Here is a 16,732-nt window from a genome sequence, read left to right as displayed (position 1 = left end):
GGTTTCAGGCATCGATCTGTCCTCACGATATAAAACGAAGCTGAGCGTGCCGGATTCCACACCGAGCGCAGCGACAACGTCAGATCGTAAGTGCGGTGCTTCCCAAGGCCAACCCTAAAAAGTTGTCAGAGACTTCCTCGATTTATCCCAACGTGATCATTGGTCGTAAGACGCTATTCAATGACGGCCCATGCGGCGACAACATCCGACGTCATTGCCTACAACCACTACAGAATCAGCTGGCTTTTGCCCCGTTCGCTGCCCCGATCCCCGCTACCCCATCCACTTCCATTTCATCCCGGTTTACGACTGGGTCGAGGAACTGTTTTGGAAAGATGCGCGGTATAGGCTGCTGGAGACGTTTGGCACTCAAGAGAATGCCCTAACATTGACCGATGGCGCAGAGCTGAGCTCCCCGAGGCATCCAGTCAGTGCAGCGTCCACTTCTCCATAACCCTCTCCTTTGCCAGTAGTCAAACATTCCATTGGTTCTTGCACTCCATCAGGAAATCGATAAAGGCACGCACGCGCAGCGGAACGTGACGACCGTGCGGATACAGCAGAGTAAAGGGTCGGGACCGACCACCGAACACCTGGAGAACCTCGACTAGACTGCCCTCCTCCAGTTCTCGCTCGACGATAAAGCGATAGGTCTGGAACAGGCCTGCGCCGTTCTTGGCCAAGGTCACGCCGCCGAGAACATCGTCGGAGCAACAATAATTACCGGTGGCCAGGATCTCGCGTTCCTTGCCATTCTCGCTAAATAGCCAAGGAATACGCCGGCCACTACTGGGCAATTCGAACTGGATGCACTCGCAGTTCTCGAGGTCTTCCAGGCTCGACGGGATACCATTCCGAGTCAGATACTCCGGTGTTGCCACCACGACCAACCGGGCATCTTCAAGATGGCGCGCAATGAGCGTAGAGTCGGGCTGAGCTCGCACCCGAATTGCCAGATCATAGCCCTCCCCCACGAAATCTATATTTCTGTTGCTCAGGTGGATGTCGATGTTCACTCCCGGGTGACGCTCCCTGAAACGCGGCAACAACGGGAGGATTCGGTGGTGGCCGTAGGTTGTAGGAATGCTGATGCGCAACTCTCCCGTCGGTTCGAGCTGTTTGCCCATCACTTCACGCTCAGCCTCCACCAATTGGGCCAACGCCTCGCGACACTGCTCAAAGTAAGCACGACCGCTTTCCGTCAATCTAATACTGCGCGTCGTTCGCACGAACAGACGTGTCGCAAGACGCTCTTCCATCCGCGATATCGAACGACTCACCGCCGCTGGGGTGACGCCAGCGCAAAGCGCTGCTGCAGTAAAACTCCCCTCTTCAGCGGCGAGGCAAAAAAGCTCGATGCTGCCAAGCTGAAGGTCATCAAAGTGGCGCTTGACCATTAGTTACACCAAGTATCAACTGAAGTGTAAAATCCTACATTTATCTAAACTCCTAGTACAAATATAGTTCCTCCAACTACGACGAACAGGTACTTGCCGGAGTCGGCCTCATGGCATGAGTTGTTTCGGCTGGTGGGCAGGTGCTGATCAAGCTTCTTGCGAATATGGTGCATTGTCTCGCTGGGCCAGCGGCAAGGGTCTGCAACGCCACCTCGCACATGCCGCTGAACCAATGCGGACGTGAAAACGATCAGAAATTACCGGGTTTCCCGAGTCTGACGAGTCCTTCCCGAAGGCCGTTACGGCTGCGGTACTTCTCTTTTGCTACCTGCGAGGAATGCTCACATGCGACTCGACATTGAACACTTACGAACGGCTCTGTCTGCCTATCCGCGAATCGCTCTGCTGGAAAGCGCAACCCCGATCCAGAAACTGTCACGGCTCAGTGCCCTGCCAACGATGAGGGGGTGCAACCTCTACGTAAAACGAGACGACCTCACCGGATTGGGCGGTGGTGGCAACAAACTGCGCAAGCTCGAGTTTCTGCTAGGTGAGGCAATCGCTGCTGGAGCAGATACCTTGGTGACCTGGGGCGGGCTGCAATCCAATCATGCCCGACTGACCGCTGCAGTCGCCGCCCGCCACGGCCTCGCCTGCGAGCTGATTCTGACCCAATCGCCAATCCGCGACGATGAAGACTACCGACTGAACGGCAACGTGCTGCTCGATACACTGTTCGGCGCCGGCGTCCATCAACTGCCCGTGGGGGAGGCTGCCGAACCCTACGCGCTGGAGTTGGTCGAGCAATTGCAGCGCCAAGGCCGCAGGACCTTCGTAATGCCTCTCGGTGGCTCCAGTGCGCGCGGGAGCCTGGGCTATGCGGCTTGCGCCGCCGAGATTCTCGGGCAGGCCGACACCTTTGGCCTGCAGTTCGAGCGGATCATTATTCCCAATGGCAGCAGCGGCACCCACTCAGGCCTGTTGGCAGGGCTCACTATCGCCGGCTCATCAACCCAGGTGCAGGGCTATTCCGTGCTAGGCCCGGTGGGGCCAACGCTTGACGTGACGCGGGAAAAAACCCAGGCCGTCCTGAAGCTACTTGGTAGCACTGCGGTGTTGCCCACTGAGGCGCTGCAAATCGACGACTCTCAACGAGGAAGTGCTTACGGCGCCCCGACCGATAGCATGCTGGCGGCAACCAGAATCCTTGCTTCCCAGGAGGGGCTGCTAATCGACCCAGTCTATGGTGGCAAGGCCTTCGCGGGTTTGCTGGAATCCGTCACCCGTGGTGATCACTCTGCCGGCAGCAACCTGCTGTTCATCATGACTGGTGGATTACCTGGGATCTTTGCCTATAGAACCGCCTACAGCTGACAAGCATCGCCCCAGTTAACATGCTGGCGTCATCCTGCCCAAGCCCTTCATCGACTACACCCCGAGGATCTGGAGAGCCTGTTAGATACAAACCCTACAGATCCGGGCGGAACATTCGTTCGCAGCTAGCGTAGATGGGGCCGATGGCGAATTCAGGTGATCGCTATTTATTCAACAAAATCTGCCAAGTGTAGCCGCTGGTATAGTCAAAATAGTCGCCAGTCTGCCAGGGTCAGCTACTTTCGCTTGAAGGCCTTCCAACGAGCCTCGCGTTCGCCAAGGAAGCGATTGCTTATCGACGCTTCGAGGTCCTTGCGTTCCACGGAGACGCCACAGTGAGGGCAAACGTTGGCCACTCCAACGTCATGACCACAATCGCGATGCACGAAACGTACTGCTAATCCCTCATCCCCATTCTTGCACCACTTTTCGCCCCAGGCTCGCAACGCGTAAATCACCGGATAGAAGTCCCCTCCCTTGCCGGTGAGGTGGTATTCGTAGCGCAGCGGCTTTTCGCTGTAAGGCCGACGTTCGACCAGACCGTCGGCTTCCAGCGCTTTCAGGCGCGAGGTCAGCATCTGCGGCGTAGCCCCGGTCTGGATCTGCATTTCCTCGAAGCGTGTCGCGCCCATGTACAGCTCGCGAAGAACCAGAATCGTCCATTTGTCACCTACCACATCCACCGAGCGTGCAACCGGGCACACCGTACTATTCGTCTTGTCCTGCATCGTCATCACGCTGTTTGTCCCACTATAACTATGTTTTTCACAGTAACACTGTCACGCCTGCCAAGCCTCAAGAAACCAGATATGAGACCGATAAATCCGCTGTTACTATGTTTTTCATAGTCTCATGAGTCATACTGAGGTTCACGCCGCCGCAAGGGCAAATTGAAGCAGATGTCCGTGCAGGCAAAAAACCTCTCACTCCAACATCCTTTCAACTGGAACACTGCCATGACTCATCCTGTGTATTCCCCTGCGCGAACCGGCCTGCTACTAGTCGATCCCTATAACGATTTCCTGTCCGAGGGCGGTAAGCTGTTCCCCATGCTGAAAGGCGTCGCGGATGACGTTCATCTGCTCGACAACCTACGCACCTGCCTCGCCGCCGCTCGGGAACACAGCTTCCAGGTGTTCTACGTACCGCATCGGCGCTGGCAGGTCGGCGACTACGATCACTGGGATCACCCCAACCCGACCCAACGCTTGATCCAGCAACGCCATACCTTCGCCAAAGGTACCTGGGGCGGTGAATGGCATCCCGACTTCGTACCGCAACAGGGCGACATCATCATCCAGGAGCACTGGGGTCAGAGTGGGTTCGCCAATACCGACCTCGACTTCCGGCTCAAGCAGCAAGGCATCACGCATGTGATCGTTGTTGGTCTGCTGGCAAACACTTGTATCGAATCGACGGCGCGCTTCGCCATGGAGCTCGGCTATCACGTCACTCTGGTACGCGATGCGACAGCGGCATTCAACAAGGAAATGATGCACGCGGCGCACGAACTGAACGGGCCGACTTTTGCCCACAGTATCGTCGACACTCAAGGGCTTCTACTGGCCCTACTAAAGCAGTAAAGGGGCCACGCCATGCCTGTCTCATCCGCAGCCCCGCAAGCAATCTCCAGTCGCCTTGTCGCCCTGATGGCCTTCTGCTGCGCCCTTGCCGTATCGACAATCTACTATCATCAGCCATTGCTGCCCCAGATAGCTGCGTCGTTTGGCTTGGCGCCAACACACGCTGGCCTGATCGCCACGTTGACACAGCTCGGCTATGCGGCGGGCCTGCTGCTAATCGTGCCACTCGCCGATTGCCGGCAGCCACGCCAGATCGCGCTGCTGGCCATTGCTGTGAATGCCGTTGCTTTGATCGTCTGCGCCGCCGCGCCGAGCTTCACGCTGCTGTGCGTGAGCTGCGTCGTGGTTGGCGTGACCGCTATTACCGCACAGATCATCATTCCAGTACTCTCGGGATTGGCCACACTGACTGAACGCGGGCGGATAGTCGGCGGCCTGCTCAGTGGTCTCTCGGCAGGCCTTCTGCTGGCACGCACAATAGGAGGGGTAGTCGGTGCATACACCGGATGGCGAGTCGTCTTCATAATGGCTTCGCTCACCGATGTACTACTGCTGATAATTGTTGCCAGGAGCCTGCCCGCTACCGCGAACTTGACCGCTATCCCATATGCCGGGCTCATGCGGTCGCTGGGCAGCTTGGTCCTTGAGGAACGAGTATTGCGCTACTGCGCAGCGGGCGGGCTTATGACGTTCGCTGGGTTCAGCGCGCTATGGGCCAGCCTCGCCGCGCTGCTGGCACAGCCACCTTACGAGTTCGACTCTGCCACCATCGGCTTGTTTGGTCTGGTCGCATTGCTGGGCATTGCCCTGTCGCCATGTATCGGTGTCCTGGCTGATCGCCTGGGCGCACGCACCATGGTTCTCGCCGGGGCGGTAGCCCTCACTGTGGGATTTGCGTTCATCGCTGCAGGCGGACAAAGCCTCGGCTCCCTGATCGTCGGCATGGTGCTGCTCGACTTTGGCAATCGTGCCGGCCTGATTGCCAACCAGGCACGCGTATTCACCTTACGCCCTGAGGCCCGAAGCCGACTCAATACCGTGTTCATGGGAGCGTACTTCCTGGGCGGAGCCGTCGGTGCTGCACTAGGGAACTACGGAGTGCACCAGTCTGGCTGGATAGGTCTTGCCGTAGTTGGCACCTTGCTTGCTCTTGGGGCCACGGTGATCAATGTTCTTTCTCCCCGTGAGCCGAGCTCAACGCCCGCAGAGGCTCGCTCGTGAGCCAACTGCTCACTATGCGCTTAAAACAAAAGGACAGGCGGCAACGGTATCGCACTCTCTGGGATCCCACGCCGGACGACGGCGCGACCGCCCTTACTAATGCCGATTCACATACCGAGTTGCTTGCCGAATATGCGCTGACGAACCTGGCAAGCATTTCGGACAGGCTCTCATTCAAACTCATTACATCATGTTACTAGTTATATTCTATAACACGCATTTATTGCGAAATAGTTAAGGCTTAAATTGCAATCCATTGCCTAGCCCATCCTGTTGATGGGCGGCCACTGGAGAGTAGTTATGCCTTTCGTCAGCGTCCGCATTACCCGCGACGGCATCACTTCCGAGCAGAAAGCTCAGGTGATTGCCGAAATCACAGAAACACTGGAGCGCGTCCTTAACAAACGCCCTGACCTGACCCATATCGTGATTGAAGAAGTCGACACCGATAACTGGGGTTACGCAGGCATCACCACCACCCAATACCGAAAGCAACTAGTTGAAGCGGAGGTTAAGTCATGACTTCCACCGTCAGCATCGATTTCGTCTCTGACGTGGTCTGTCCTTGGTGCGCACTGGGCGCAACGGCGCTGGAGCAAGCGATCAAAAACGTGGCAGGTGAAGTGTCGGTGGAACTGACCTACAAGCCTTTCGAGTTGAACCCGGACATGCCGGCCGAAGGCGAGGACGCGGTCCAGCACATGATACGTAAATACGGACGCAGTGCTGAGGAAGTCACAGCGAGAAACCAGATGGTGATTGCCCGCGGTCAGGCCATTGGATTCCGGTTCGATCTGGAGAAGCGTAGCCACTTCTACAACACCTTCGATGCTCACCGATTGTTGTACTGGGCGTTGCAGGAGGGGCGGCAGATCGAGCTCAAGAAGGTCCTGTTTGCTGCTTATTTCACCGACGGTCAGAACCCAAGCGATCGTCAGACGCTGGTGCGTCTAGCCGCTAACGCGGGGTTGAATTCGGCCCGTGCACTTGAGGTATTGGCGTCAGAAGTGTTTGCCAAGGAGGTGCTTGAGCTTGAAAAGTTTTACCGCCAGCGCGGCATCACTTCGGTTCCGGCCATGATCCTCGACGGTCGTCAGCTGGTGTCCGGCGCGCAATCGATCGAGGACTACGAAAAAATTCTGAGACACATGGCGCAGGCACCCGCCCAAGCCTGATTAGTCCCTTTCAACCCATATATCTAGTAGAGGTCCATCATGGGCAATTCGAAAAAAGTCATTGTTATTACTGGCGCATCTCAAGGTCTCGGCGCGGGTATAGCTAAGGCCTTCCGTGATCTCGATTACCGGGTGGTTGCCACCTCGCGCTCAATCAAACCCTCCACCGACCCTGACATCCTCACCGTGGCGGGCGACATCAGCGACCCGGCTGTTGCTCAACAAGTCATCAGTGAAACGATTGCACGTTTTGGCCGCATCGACACTCTGGTCAATAATGCCGGTATATTCATTGCCAAACCGTTTACCTCTTATAGCGCTGAAGACTACGCCAATGTGCTGGCGGTGAATCTGAACGGCTTCTTCTATATCAGCCAACTCGCGATCACCGAGATGGAGAAACAAGGCAAAGGGCACATCGTCAACATCACCACCAGCTTGGTCGATCATGCCATCGACGGTGTACCGTCGGTCCTGGCTTCGCTGACCAAAGGTGGGCTGAACGCGGCGACCAAATCCCTGGCCATCGAATACGCCAAGCGCGGCATCCGTGTGAACGCGGTCTCCCCAGGCATCATCAAAACACCGATGCACGGCGAAGAAACCCACGACGCACTTGGAAGTTTGCACCCGATCGGACACATGGGCGAGATCAGCGACATTGCGCAGGCGGTAGTGTATCTAGAGAGCGCCAACTTTGTTACGGGTGAAATCCTCCACGTCGATGGCGGTCAGAGCGCGGGGCACTGAAGACTGACCTATTCGCACCGCCGTCGATCAATACCGACGGCGTTTTCCTCGGAGAGCGCACCATGAACACCCACGTTCACAAGATTTTTCTGATCACCGGGGTGAGTTCAGGCTTCGGCCTGGCCTTTTCTCAAGCAGTGCTAGCAGCGGGACATACTGTGGTTGGTACGGTACGGCGTGAGTCCGAGCGTACTGCGTTCGAAGCGCTAGACACCGATCGCGCCAAGGCCGTCGTGCTCGACGTCACCGATTACCAGGCGATAGAGCCGCTGGTGGCTGAGATCCTAGGAAATGTGGGCCGGATAGACGTGTTGGTGAACAACGCGGGTTATGGCCATGAGGGAATTCTTGAGGAGTCACCGCTAACGGAGATGCAACGCCAGTTCGCCACCAACGTGTTCGGCGCGGTGGCAATGATCAAGGCGGTTCTGCCAGGTATGCGTGAGCGGCGCAACGGACATATTGTCAACATCACCTCCATGGCCGGTTTTATCACCTTACCGGGCATCGCCTACTACAGCGGTAGCAAATTCGCCCTTGAAGGCATCAGCGAAGCACTGGCCAAAGAAGTGGAACACTTGGGTATCCATGTGACTGCCATGGCCCCAGGCTCGTTTCGTACCGAATGGGCGGGGCGCTCGATGATCCGTTCAGTTCGCACCTTGAGTGACTACGACTCTGTGTTCGATCCGCTTCGCAAGACGCGTGAAGAGAAAAGTGGCAAACAGACGGGCGATCCGCACAAGGCGGCGCAGGCCTTATTGGCTCTGGTGGCTGCTGAGAAGCCTCCCATTCATCTATTGCTCGGTCAGGATGCGTTGAGACTGGTGCGCGAAAAAATCGCGCGTCTTCAAACGGAAATAGCCGCCTGGGAGCGTCTTTCAGAATCAACTGACTTTGACTGACAATTCGGTGCGGGTGCCTTGTTCGACGATGCGTCCATCGTCCATGACGATGAGCATGTCCATCGCCGCAATCGTGGACAGCCGATGGGCGATGGCGATCACGGTCTTGCCATTTCATCGAGGCTTTCCTGGATGGCTACTTCGACCTCTGAACCCCACGCACTGGTGGCCTCGTCAAGCAGCAGGATCGGGGCTACTTCATGCAGAACGAGCCCATGGTCCAACAAGCGATTCAGAACCTCTCGTTCTACCCGATGCCAATCGGTTCGGCGGGAGTGTCGATGATTGATGCACGCGACATCGCTGACGTCGCCGTGGCGGAGTTATTGCGACCTGACAGGCTCCAGACCCTCATCGGCCACCCGCTACGCACCTATGAAGACTTCGTGCGCGAGGCCGTTGCCGGGGTTTAAGCGGCTACGGCAAAAAAGGGGGTGGATTAGCCAATTGCCCCCTGGCGCGGCGAACTCCTCAGTAAAGTGTGCTCGCAATGCGCCCTGACAGGGCCTTGTCGTAAGCGTCGCCATCTACTTTCGAGGGGCAGATACGTTTGAATACCTCGCCTGCCGTGGGCAGTGCGCTGCGTTCGATCTGCCGCGTCACATCCCACAGCCCCGCCCTGATCACAGCCCTGCTGCACTGGAAATAAACGCTGGCTACGGTGATCTCCAGCACCGTTCGAGGAAGCTGCCCATTTACCGCGAACCGAGCCAGCAGTGCTGGCTCGACCGATATCCTGGCTGTGCCGTTCACGCGCAAGGTTTCCCCTATGCCAGGCACGAGAAAGAGCAGCGCAACCCGGGGGTCCTCAACGATGTTGCGCAGCGAATCGATGCGGTTGTTGCCGCGGCGGTCGGGTAAATACAGGGTCTTGCTGTCGTGGACATGAACGAACCCGGTCGCGTCGCCCCTCGGTGAGGCATCCAGCCCTCCGGGGCCTGAGGAAGCGAGGATCACAAAGGAGGCAGCCTCTATGAAGGGCTGGTAAACCGGATGGATATGATCGACTTCCTTGAGGATCGAGGGCGCCGCGACGGGGCCGTAAAGGCTTTCCAGCGCTTGTGTGGTCGTGATGTAGGCGCTGCTGTCGTTGTCGCGTTCCATGCTCATCTCCTTTGTAGATGTCTAAAAATCACATTCAGTTGATCGCTTCCTGCTCACCCGTTCCGACCAAGTGAGCAGCGGTAGGTTTGGCCAGGAGCAGGTTTGCGGGATTATTCATCGCTCGGTTATGCCTTGGGTTTAGAGCTTGCAACCGGAACGGCAGCTTTTACCGGCTCTAGATTTAACGCAAACACACTCACCAACACGATAACAGCCCCAATAATGACCATCACTGACGGGCGCTCGGCCAGCACCAAAGAAGCCATCAACATCGCGGTGGGCGGTATCAGGTAAAGCGCCATGGAGGCGCGGCTTACATTGCTATGCGCCAGCACGTAAGCCCATGCGAGGTACGCCAGCGCGCTGGGAAAAATACCCAATATCAGCACCGCCAGGTTCACCGAAACAGAAGCGTGTTGTGCTTCAATTAGCAGGCCCGGCGCGAAAATAAATAGCAGGACTGTGCCCGACCAGACGGTGTAGCAAACCATGGTCAATCCATCGTATCGATAGGCATGACGTTTCTGGAGAGAGAAATACAGACTCCAGGACAGCGCCGCCAGCAGGATCAATAGTCCATGGGCGTTCATATCACCCAAGCCACGATCCCCCGCCACGACCACGGCAGCGCCAAACAAGCCGCACACTACGCACCCCCACTGCCAACCACTGACTCTGTCCTTGAAGAAAAAATGTGCGAGTAAAGCGCTGAACAAAGGCGTGGACTGGGCGAGCACACTGGCGGCCCCGGCACTGACGCCACGCTGACCGTAATTAAGCGCAATGTGGTGCAAGCTCACAGCGAAGAAACCCAGCACCGCCAGCAATGGCAGGTCCCTGAGACGCGGCCGGGAAATACCCTTGACCATCGCGACCAGGGCCATGAACACCGAAGCGATGAGAAACCGCATCAGCGCCAAGTGACCCGGATCGTAAGCCTGCAAGCCGATGCGAATGCCAATCGGAGAATAGGCCCAGCAAAAAATCACGAACGTCGTCGCGAGGATAATTCTCGCACCGGGTTTGCTGGAGGAACCGTCGAACGACACACAACGCGTTTCCATTTAGAAGTCCCTGCCCCATTGAGCGTCTGCCGATTTGCCTCGAAGTATCGAAACCACCCCACATCAGCACAAGTGACTTAAACTCAACCCACCATTCACTTTGGGTGAGCTATGGAACTGTCCCAACTGCGCATGCTCAAGACGGTCTGCGACACCGGCAGCATCGCCCGTGCCGCTGAAGTGCTGCACTGCGTGCCGTCCAACATCACCGCACGCCTCAAGTCCCTGGAACGGGAGCTCGGCACGCCGTTGTTCTTCCGCGAAGGTCGCGGACTGCGAGTCAGCCCGGCGGGCGAAGTGTTTCTCGAATACACGACAAAAATACTGAACCTGACAGAAGAAGCCCGCCGCGCAATAGCCCCTGACAGCGCGCCGAGCGGCCCGTTGCGCATTGGCGCGATCGAGTCCAGCGCCACGGGGCGTCTGCCCCAGTTGCTGGCTAAATACCACGCGCAGTACCCGCAAGTATCCCTGGAACTGAGCACGGGCACCTGGGCTCAGCTGCTGGACGATGTCCAGCATCACCGGCTCGATGGCGTGATCGTAGCGGTGGACATGGAGCGACCTGGACTCAAGCGAGCCGTGATGTACCGCGAAGATCTGGTGCTCATCGCCTCCGAGTCTCACGGCCCACTGCGCAGCGCGGCAGATTTGCGAGGCAAAGCGATCTTCATGTGGCCCACGGGCTGTCCGTACCGCTTGGCGCTGGAGCAATGGCTGCTACGCCATGAGCAAACGCAGCCGATCATCAGCATCGCCAGCTACGGCGCCATCGTCGGCTGCGTCAGTGCAGGTGCAGGTGTCTCGCTGGTGCCCCGTGGGATCTATGAGCAATACCGCCAGGGGGCTGGTTGTACGGGGTATGAATTTCCCGAGCTGGCGGGGATCGATAACCTTTTTTATTGGCATGAAAACACCGGTCGGCATCCTGCCAGGGAGGCGTTTTTGGCGATGCTGCAAACGGAGTTCGAAGGCTAGCTGCACCGCTCTTCCATTGTGGCGAGGAGATTTAGCGAAACGTCGTACCGCACCGCTGGGCGGCGAAGCAGTCCCAAGAATGTTGTAGGTGATCGACTGGTAAACCGAGATGTAAGCTTTAGTCGCATGTAAGCCCAAACCGAACGATGACAGGGAGTCTATTTTGGAATTAGCACCACGATTCGCCCTCCATGAAACCACCCATTGGATCGTCAACCACCACTTGGCATCCGCCCTGCCCGGCTACCTCATGCTCGGTTCCAAGGTTCACGTAAACTCATTGGCACAATTGCCGGACGCGGCGCTCGCAGAGCTGGGTGGTCTGATGGCAAACATCCAGCGCACTCTCGAAACACAACTGAACCCAAAATGGCTTTATATCAGCCGATTCGGCCACGATTCCCGCTACCCCATCCACTTCCATTTCATCCCGGTTTACGACTGGGTCGAGGAACTGTTTTGGAAAGATACGCGGTACAGGCTGCTGGAGACGTTTGGTACCCAAGAGAATGCCCAAACATTGACCGATGGCGCAGAGCTGACGTTGTTCATTTGGCGTGAATTCGGCGAGAGCCCTACGCCGCCGGCAATCCAAGGGCCTTCGATCAGCCAGGTAATTGAACGGTTGCGGGAGGCGTTCAAGACTCGGCCGACACCAAACCTTCCTCCAGCGCAATGGCCATGATGTCTGCTGCTGGTACGTTGACCCAGGTTGAAACATCAACCTCCCCCCGCGACGCAAGCCAGCGTCCGGCCATTTGATAACCCAACGCGTAACCGAGCCATTTGGGCTTGTCGCCGAAACCAAAGAACCACTCGTTGTGATCGTAATACCTTGATTCGAGAGCCTGGAGTCCGACCGGTGAGTTTGAAAGATCAGCCAACGCTATGGCACGTTCCCAAGGCTCCGGATCGCTACCGAGCAAATGCCGAACAAATTGACCGGCAAGCCCTTCGCTGACCAGAGCCTCGCCCAAAGTCCAACCATAGCCAGGACCGCCCATGCGCAGGCAATGATGAACCTCATGAATAACATGTCGACGCAACGCGCCGGTGCGTAGGCTGGAAAGGAAATTGGGATTATCGGGATCAAGGGTCATGGAAAACATGGAACTGCGATACGCCCGCCCTACCAGACCCATTTCCGGAATGGTTTCGCCCGGTAGCCTCTGAATCAGAACATCGAGCCTCGGCGGGGGCATCAGGCGAGCAACGGCCTCGTACGCCGCATCAAATTCATCAGTCAGCTCGCGGCGAAACTCGGCCAGGCTCCCCGAGGCTTCCAGCCAGTGCAGCGTCCATTTCTCCATAACCCTCTCCTTTAATCACAGTACTGGCTCGATAGATCCATGCCGCTCGCGACAGTAAATTTCCCTAGGGCAGCTGTCCAGTGTCGATAGATTCGACCGCCCCTCTGTCTGTAGGCCCTCTCTGGCAAAAAACTATCGCGATTCCTACAAAGCTCTCGGAACCCGGAGCCTTGTCCGTCGAGCGCGGGGAAACCTATAGTCATTCCGTCGCCCAGAATGGCGATCAGGTTTGGCGACCTGTGAATCGGATCAGCCCTTTAACCTGATCGGAGCAATCCCATGCAAAGATACATCCCCATTACCGGCATCGACTGCACGCCTGCCTCTCTACTCATCGATACTCAAGCCCCGCTGGACGTCTTGCACGCAACCGCTGATTACCGCATCCGTGTGGTGACTCAAGTACTGGAAAACATCGCGTTCCGATCCGAGATCGCCAGCGAAACAGTGGTGCTTTCGGACTTGGCGCAACTTCTGGTAATTCCGTTGCGTGATGGGTGTGATTTGCTGGAAGTGATTGGTCGACGGCTTCAGGCGCAGGTTGAACATTGACAGAGTTTCGGGCGCTTAAAGCGCCCGTTTCTGCTTAGCTGGCCGATGAGTTCTGCACGGACTTCCCCCGTGGCATGCATTCGACCTTACCTGCCATTTACATCGGATTTGACCACCTATGATTGGCAGAGAATGGCTATGTGCAGACGTTGGTCAAGGTCTGCATTCGGCCAAGAGCAGACTGTCGTTCACCTCGGGAGCGGACAAGGTATCGTTCATGGATGTGATCTACTAGAAGAGATCATCGACAGGTTTCAATCAAAAAACTCAACAAACCACTCTCGGGAACGGTTGAAACTGTGGAAAAAATCAAGTTGATCAAAGCGATGATGAAAGCCGGCCGGGCTAAAGATCTACTGTATTGGTTTAATGAAACCGGACACCCATTTAGGCGAGAAAGCTCGCCAGATAGACGAGTCTGATCCCTGGCGGGATCGGCATCGAGTAAATCTAATACCTCGCCAGCACGATTTTCAGCAGCGGAAACGGATTTGGCGGACATTCAACGGCGCAGGCTTCAAGGTCAGCTTGCCGCAATCAGCCACTGAAGGACATCCCTCACCAGAAGTGTCTCGTGATAGTTCGATCTCACAATGTAACCCCGGTGAGGCCGGTCTACTGAAGGCCCGAGAGCGATCAATTTGCCCGCCTTGATCTGCTCTTCGATCAGCCCAGCCCAGCCCAAGGCGATACCTTGACCCTCCTGCGCAGCGGTCAGCAGCAACGGATAGTTATTGAAGCAAAAAACTGGCGCTTCCTCTGGCGGAGTGATCTTCGCGTGCAGGCACCAGTGATGCCAATCCAGCCACCGGGAGTCATCGCTGTCCTTATGAAGCAGCGGTAGATCCTCGATACTGCTTATTTTCTTACCTTCCAGTAGCCCCAGTTTTTCAGCCAGATCTGGACTGCACACTGGGAATACCGTCTCGGGGATCAGTAGCTTTTCAAATCGGAAGTCACCGTCGAGGGATCCAAACTGAATGGCGATATCGGCATCTTGAAGCATCGGATCATCGTCAAGGTTTACTGGGCGAATCTTGAATTGGATCTGGGGGAACTGGCCCTGGAGCGCAGGCAATTTCGGCATAAGCCAGAAATAGCAGAATCCAAAATTCGCAGCGATCGAGATGGTAGGTTTCTGCTTGTTGAAATGGCGACGCATGCGCTTGACCGCTGCCTTAATTTCACTCACCGGGGATGCTAGGCCTGAATAAATCTGCTGACCCTCATAGGTGGGTCGCAACAGCTTACCGTTACGTTCGAAGAGTACACACCCAAGCGACTCCTCCAAGGTGCGAATCCGCTGAGAAATCGCCGGTTGAGTAGTGCCCAATTCAACAGCTGCGGCCGTCATCGAACCCAAGCGGATTGTGGCCTCAAAGGCGACCAAAGATTTAAGTGGCGGGAGGTCCTGTTCGCTCGGCTCCATAACGTTTATGCATACCTCTAATAAGGGGATTGCGGGTGTTTATCCCCTGAGCACGTAAGGATACTGAGACCACCTATTTGGAGGTTCTCATGGTACAGGTCACTTTTGAAATCAAGCAACAACCGGCATCCGTGATCGCACAGTTGCCAGGGGAAACCATTGTGCTAGCGCCTCTGTGGTTGCGGGAGCGCTGCCAGGACGCTGTCAGTCTTGATGTCACTACTCAGCAAAGACTGTTTAACCCGCATAACCTTCCTGACGGCATCACTCTGGTTGAAGCAGAGGCCAAAGGCGTAGATCAGGCATGGCTGTCATTCAGTGATGGTTATGCGGGGCTGTATGACCTCACGGAGTTTCGTGCCGACTTCGATCCGTTGGATGGCCTGCCAACGCCCATCAGTTGGAAGAGCAACATTGACACCCAACTCATCTACATCGACTTCAACCGACTGACCGACTTCGATTATCGATTGGAGGCATTCAGCAAGTTTTTGACCTATGGGGTTGTCGTTATCCAGAACGTGCCTACCGAAGCCGAGTCAGTTCTGGATGTAGGCAGAGTCTTTGGCCAGGTGCGCGAAACCAATTTCGGCAAGTACTTCGAGGTGTACTCCCGGCCGAACTCCAATGACCTGGCCTATCGCTCAATTCACCTCGATCCTCATACCGATAACCCTTATCGCGATCCGATGCCTGGCATCCAGCTTTTGCACTGCCTGATCAACGAAACATCGGGGGGGCTCTCTACACTCGTTGACAGTCTCGCGGTCGCAGAGCAGCTTAAATTGGAAGATCCCGAAGGCTTCGAACTGCTGGCCAACGTGCCTGTGCGTTACCGCCACGTCGATAACGACGTTGAGCTGATTGAGCGGCGGCCAATCATCATGACCGACGCGCTGGGCCGAATGACAGGTGTCAGCTATAGCCCACGCCTCGACTATCTACCGTTGCTGAATGAACACGACGTGGCCGTATTCCACCGTGCACGTCGTCGCATGGGCGAGCTCTTTGTGGATCCGGCATTTGAGCGACGTTTCAAGCTGGAGAAGGGCGAGCTGCAAATGTTCAATAACACGCGTGTCCTCCATGGCCGGACGAGCTTTGATACCAATGAAGGTCGCCGTCATCTGCAAGGTTGCTACATGGATATGGATGGCCCCAAAGGCATCTACAAAGCCATGAAAAGAAGCTTGAAAGCTCAATAAGATTCGAAAGCCTGAGGACTGATGATGGAAACCGTAGATTTTACCCAGATGAAAGACGGCACCAAAGCCGAATATGAAATGCTGACCCAGCTGGAAACTGATTTCGCAAAAGAGCTTCCTGACCGGCTCCTCAAATGCCTGCGGGATCTGGAACACTCTCTAAGCGGTTACAAGGTGAGCAGGCTCGCTCATTCGCTTCAGACCGCATGTAGAGCTGAGGACGCTGGTGCAGATGAAGAGATGGTGGTTGCAGCGCTGATCCATGACCTAGGCGACGAGCTCGCCCCCTACAACCACTCCCAGTATGCAGCATCCATCCTTCGCCCTTATGTTCGTCCAGAGGTGACCTGGGTCATCAATTATCACGGCCTCTTCCAGAACTACTACTACGTGCACTTCTTCGGCGGTGATCGTAATGAGCGGGATCTGTACAAGGATCACCCTTACTACGAGAGTTGTGTGCGCTTCTGTGAGGAGTGGGACCAATCATCCTTTGACCCTGATTACCCGACTCGCCCTTTGGAGCACTTCGAGCCTATGGTTCGGAGGATTTTCACTCGGCCAGCATTCGATCAAAAGTACGTTGGTGACCAGACTATGGGCCGCAGCGCGCTCGACCAACCTGTGGCCTAGGCACTTTACTTACGGTTCAAATTTGCATAATAGCGGCAGCGTGCTGCCGCTA

The 16,732-nt window shown here is 56.2% G+C and carries 19 protein-coding genes and 3 pseudogenes; 14 read left to right on the top strand and 8 right to left on the bottom strand.

The features are described 5' to 3' along the window. Window positions 1–268: 268 nt before the first annotated feature. Window positions 269–412 (top strand): annotated as a pseudogene (locus GKKCFE_RS08905) (HIT family protein); the annotation flags it as partial. A gap of 61 nt (window positions 413–473) precedes the next feature. Here the strand turns inward: GKKCFE_RS08905 and GKKCFE_RS08900 are convergent. Continuing rightward, entirely contained in the window at window positions 474–1,397 is a 924-nt protein-coding gene (locus GKKCFE_RS08900) for a LysR family transcriptional regulator (RefSeq protein ID WP_188252378.1), read from the bottom strand. A gap of 345 nt (window positions 1,398–1,742) precedes the next feature. Between GKKCFE_RS08900 and GKKCFE_RS08895 the strand changes: the two genes are divergently transcribed. Then, a complete protein-coding gene (locus GKKCFE_RS08895) occupies window positions 1,743–2,771 on the top strand; it encodes a D-cysteine desulfhydrase family protein (protein WP_139050598.1) in 1,029 nt (342 codons plus the stop codon). A gap of 236 nt (window positions 2,772–3,007) precedes the next feature. On the opposite strand, the gene GKKCFE_RS08890 is transcribed toward GKKCFE_RS08895, so the two are convergent. After that, the gene (locus tag GKKCFE_RS08890; RefSeq protein WP_171061393.1) at window positions 3,008–3,505 is read right to left on the bottom strand and encodes a winged helix-turn-helix transcriptional regulator; all 498 of its coding nucleotides are present in this window, start codon (window positions 3,503–3,505) and stop codon (window positions 3,008–3,010) included. A 222-nt stretch (window positions 3,506–3,727) separates the two neighbouring features. On the opposite strand from GKKCFE_RS08890, the gene GKKCFE_RS08885 reads away from it, so the two are divergent. The 6 genes from GKKCFE_RS08885 (at window position 3,728) to GKKCFE_RS08860 (ending at window position 8,405) form a co-directional block, all read left to right on the top strand. Next, window positions 3,728–4,354 (top strand): isochorismatase family cysteine hydrolase, encoded by a 627-nt coding sequence (locus tag GKKCFE_RS08885; RefSeq protein WP_139050600.1) that lies wholly within the window; start codon window positions 3,728–3,730, stop codon window positions 4,352–4,354. Window positions 4,355–4,366: 12 nt separating this feature from the next. Continuing rightward, window positions 4,367–5,575, top strand: coding sequence for an MFS transporter (locus GKKCFE_RS08880; protein WP_139050601.1), 1,209 nt, complete (start codon window positions 4,367–4,369; stop codon window positions 5,573–5,575). Window positions 5,576–5,875: 300 nt separating this feature from the next. Next, the gene (locus GKKCFE_RS08875) at window positions 5,876–6,097 is read left to right on the top strand and encodes a tautomerase family protein (protein WP_139050602.1); all 222 of its coding nucleotides are present in this window, start codon (window positions 5,876–5,878) and stop codon (window positions 6,095–6,097) included. Next, window positions 6,094–6,750 (top strand): DsbA family oxidoreductase, encoded by a 657-nt coding sequence (locus tag GKKCFE_RS08870; RefSeq protein ID WP_445577748.1) that lies wholly within the window; start codon window positions 6,094–6,096, stop codon window positions 6,748–6,750. The genes GKKCFE_RS08875 and GKKCFE_RS08870 overlap by 4 nt, the downstream gene beginning before the upstream one ends. Window positions 6,751–6,789: 39 nt before the next feature. Beyond that, window positions 6,790–7,500 carry an SDR family NAD(P)-dependent oxidoreductase gene (locus GKKCFE_RS08865; protein ID WP_139050604.1) on the top strand — a complete coding sequence of 237 codons (711 nt, stop codon included), beginning with the start codon at window positions 6,790–6,792 and terminating at the stop codon, window positions 7,498–7,500. Window positions 7,501–7,562: 62 nt separating this feature from the next. Beyond that, window positions 7,563–8,405: an oxidoreductase gene (locus tag GKKCFE_RS08860; protein WP_139050605.1), complete on the top strand. Its 843-nt coding sequence runs from the start codon at window positions 7,563–7,565 to the stop codon at window positions 8,403–8,405. On the opposite strand, the pseudogene GKKCFE_RS08855 reads toward GKKCFE_RS08860, so the two are convergent. After that, window positions 8,388–8,614: pseudogene (locus tag GKKCFE_RS08855) on the bottom strand (multidrug ABC transporter ATP-binding protein); the annotation flags it as partial. The gene GKKCFE_RS08860 and the pseudogene GKKCFE_RS08855 sit on opposite strands and share 18 nt — an antisense overlap. Between GKKCFE_RS08855 and GKKCFE_RS08850 the strand changes: the two are divergent. Then, window positions 8,600–8,818: pseudogene (locus GKKCFE_RS08850) on the top strand (NmrA/HSCARG family protein); the annotation flags it as partial. The pseudogenes GKKCFE_RS08855 and GKKCFE_RS08850 overlap by 15 nt on opposite strands. 58 nt (window positions 8,819–8,876) lie before the next feature. Here GKKCFE_RS08850 and GKKCFE_RS08845 read toward each other — a convergent pair. After that, window positions 8,877–9,509, bottom strand: a complete 633-nt coding sequence (locus tag GKKCFE_RS08845; RefSeq protein WP_139050606.1) for a pyridoxamine 5'-phosphate oxidase family protein — start codon at window positions 9,507–9,509, stop codon at window positions 8,877–8,879. A gap of 125 nt (window positions 9,510–9,634) precedes the next feature. Beyond that, entirely contained in the window at window positions 9,635–10,573 is a 939-nt protein-coding gene (locus tag GKKCFE_RS08840) for a DMT family transporter (RefSeq protein ID WP_445577747.1), read from the bottom strand. Between the two features lie 111 nt (window positions 10,574–10,684). Here GKKCFE_RS08840 and GKKCFE_RS08835 point away from each other — a divergent pair, with 111 nt between their 5' ends. Beyond that, entirely contained in the window at window positions 10,685–11,551 is an 867-nt protein-coding gene (locus tag GKKCFE_RS08835; protein ID WP_445577746.1) for a LysR substrate-binding domain-containing protein, read from the top strand. 163 nt (window positions 11,552–11,714) lie between these two features. Continuing rightward, the gene (locus GKKCFE_RS08830; RefSeq protein ID WP_445577745.1) at window positions 11,715–12,236 is read left to right on the top strand and encodes an HIT family protein; all 522 of its coding nucleotides are present in this window, start codon (window positions 11,715–11,717) and stop codon (window positions 12,234–12,236) included. On the opposite strand, the gene GKKCFE_RS08825 is transcribed toward GKKCFE_RS08830, so the two are convergent. Next, on the bottom strand, window positions 12,190–12,861 hold the full coding sequence (locus GKKCFE_RS08825; RefSeq protein ID WP_445577744.1) for a DUF2268 domain-containing putative Zn-dependent protease: 672 nt from the start codon (window positions 12,859–12,861) through the stop codon (window positions 12,190–12,192). The two genes, GKKCFE_RS08830 and GKKCFE_RS08825, sit on opposite strands and share 47 nt — an antisense overlap. Window positions 12,862–13,140: 279 nt before the next feature. Between GKKCFE_RS08825 and GKKCFE_RS08820 the strand changes: the two genes are divergently transcribed. Further along, window positions 13,141–13,413, top strand: a complete 273-nt coding sequence (locus GKKCFE_RS08820) for a hypothetical protein (protein WP_139050611.1) — start codon at window positions 13,141–13,143, stop codon at window positions 13,411–13,413. Between the two features lie 241 nt (window positions 13,414–13,654). Here GKKCFE_RS08820 and GKKCFE_RS08815 read toward each other — a convergent pair whose 3' ends face one another. Together GKKCFE_RS08815 and GKKCFE_RS08810 are read right to left on the bottom strand one after the other, a co-directional pair. Then, a complete protein-coding gene (locus GKKCFE_RS08815; RefSeq protein ID WP_322834479.1) occupies window positions 13,655–13,915 on the bottom strand; it encodes a hypothetical protein in 261 nt (86 codons plus the stop codon). Between the two features lie 21 nt (window positions 13,916–13,936). After that, window positions 13,937–14,842, bottom strand: coding sequence for a LysR family transcriptional regulator (locus GKKCFE_RS08810; protein WP_445577743.1), 906 nt, complete (start codon window positions 14,840–14,842; stop codon window positions 13,937–13,939). An 89-nt stretch (window positions 14,843–14,931) separates the two neighbouring features. Here GKKCFE_RS08810 and GKKCFE_RS08805 point away from each other — a divergent pair, with 89 nt between their 5' ends. Together GKKCFE_RS08805 and GKKCFE_RS08800 are read left to right on the top strand one after the other, a co-directional pair. Next, on the top strand, window positions 14,932–16,047 hold the full coding sequence (locus GKKCFE_RS08805; protein ID WP_322834478.1) for a TauD/TfdA family dioxygenase: 1,116 nt from the start codon (window positions 14,932–14,934) through the stop codon (window positions 16,045–16,047). A gap of 24 nt (window positions 16,048–16,071) precedes the next feature. Beyond that, on the top strand, window positions 16,072–16,680 hold the full coding sequence (locus tag GKKCFE_RS08800) for an HD domain-containing protein (RefSeq protein WP_445577742.1): 609 nt from the start codon (window positions 16,072–16,074) through the stop codon (window positions 16,678–16,680). Window positions 16,681–16,732 lie beyond the last annotated feature (52 nt).

Source organism: Pseudomonas sp. E141, from assembly GCF_052659885.1.
The sequence above is the reverse complement of the archived record's forward strand: the minus strand, read 5'-3'. Positions and strand labels throughout refer to the sequence as shown.

Coding starts and splice junctions, on each gene's coding strand:
- GKKCFE_RS08900 (WP_188252378.1), bottom strand. CDS start 1,397: ATGGTCAAGCGCCACTTTGATGACCTTCAGCTTGGCAGCATCGAGCTT.
- GKKCFE_RS08895 (WP_139050598.1), top strand. CDS start 1,743: ATGCGACTCGACATTGAACACTTACGAACGGCTCTGTCTGCCTATCCG.
- GKKCFE_RS08890 (WP_171061393.1), bottom strand. CDS start 3,505: ATGACGATGCAGGACAAGACGAATAGTACGGTGTGCCCGGTTGCACGC.
- GKKCFE_RS08885 (WP_139050600.1), top strand. CDS start 3,728: ATGACTCATCCTGTGTATTCCCCTGCGCGAACCGGCCTGCTACTAGTC.
- GKKCFE_RS08880 (WP_139050601.1), top strand. CDS start 4,367: ATGCCTGTCTCATCCGCAGCCCCGCAAGCAATCTCCAGTCGCCTTGTC.
- GKKCFE_RS08875 (WP_139050602.1), top strand. CDS start 5,876: ATGCCTTTCGTCAGCGTCCGCATTACCCGCGACGGCATCACTTCCGAG.
- GKKCFE_RS08870 (WP_445577748.1), top strand. CDS start 6,094: ATGACTTCCACCGTCAGCATCGATTTCGTCTCTGACGTGGTCTGTCCT.
- GKKCFE_RS08865 (WP_139050604.1), top strand. CDS start 6,790: ATGGGCAATTCGAAAAAAGTCATTGTTATTACTGGCGCATCTCAAGGT.
- GKKCFE_RS08860 (WP_139050605.1), top strand. CDS start 7,563: ATGAACACCCACGTTCACAAGATTTTTCTGATCACCGGGGTGAGTTCA.
- GKKCFE_RS08845 (WP_139050606.1), bottom strand. CDS start 9,509: ATGGAACGCGACAACGACAGCAGCGCCTACATCACGACCACACAAGCG.
- GKKCFE_RS08840 (WP_445577747.1), bottom strand. CDS start 10,573: ATGGAAACGCGTTGTGTGTCGTTCGACGGTTCCTCCAGCAAACCCGGT.
- GKKCFE_RS08835 (WP_445577746.1), top strand. CDS start 10,685: ATGGAACTGTCCCAACTGCGCATGCTCAAGACGGTCTGCGACACCGGC.
- GKKCFE_RS08825 (WP_445577744.1), bottom strand. CDS start 12,861: ATGGAGAAATGGACGCTGCACTGGCTGGAAGCCTCGGGGAGCCTGGCC.
- GKKCFE_RS08820 (WP_139050611.1), top strand. CDS start 13,141: ATGCAAAGATACATCCCCATTACCGGCATCGACTGCACGCCTGCCTCT.
- GKKCFE_RS08815 (WP_322834479.1), bottom strand. CDS start 13,915: ATGTCCGCCAAATCCGTTTCCGCTGCTGAAAATCGTGCTGGCGAGGTA.
- GKKCFE_RS08810 (WP_445577743.1), bottom strand. CDS start 14,842: ATGGAGCCGAGCGAACAGGACCTCCCGCCACTTAAATCTTTGGTCGCC.
- GKKCFE_RS08805 (WP_322834478.1), top strand. CDS start 14,932: ATGGTACAGGTCACTTTTGAAATCAAGCAACAACCGGCATCCGTGATC.
- GKKCFE_RS08800 (WP_445577742.1), top strand. CDS start 16,072: ATGGAAACCGTAGATTTTACCCAGATGAAAGACGGCACCAAAGCCGAA.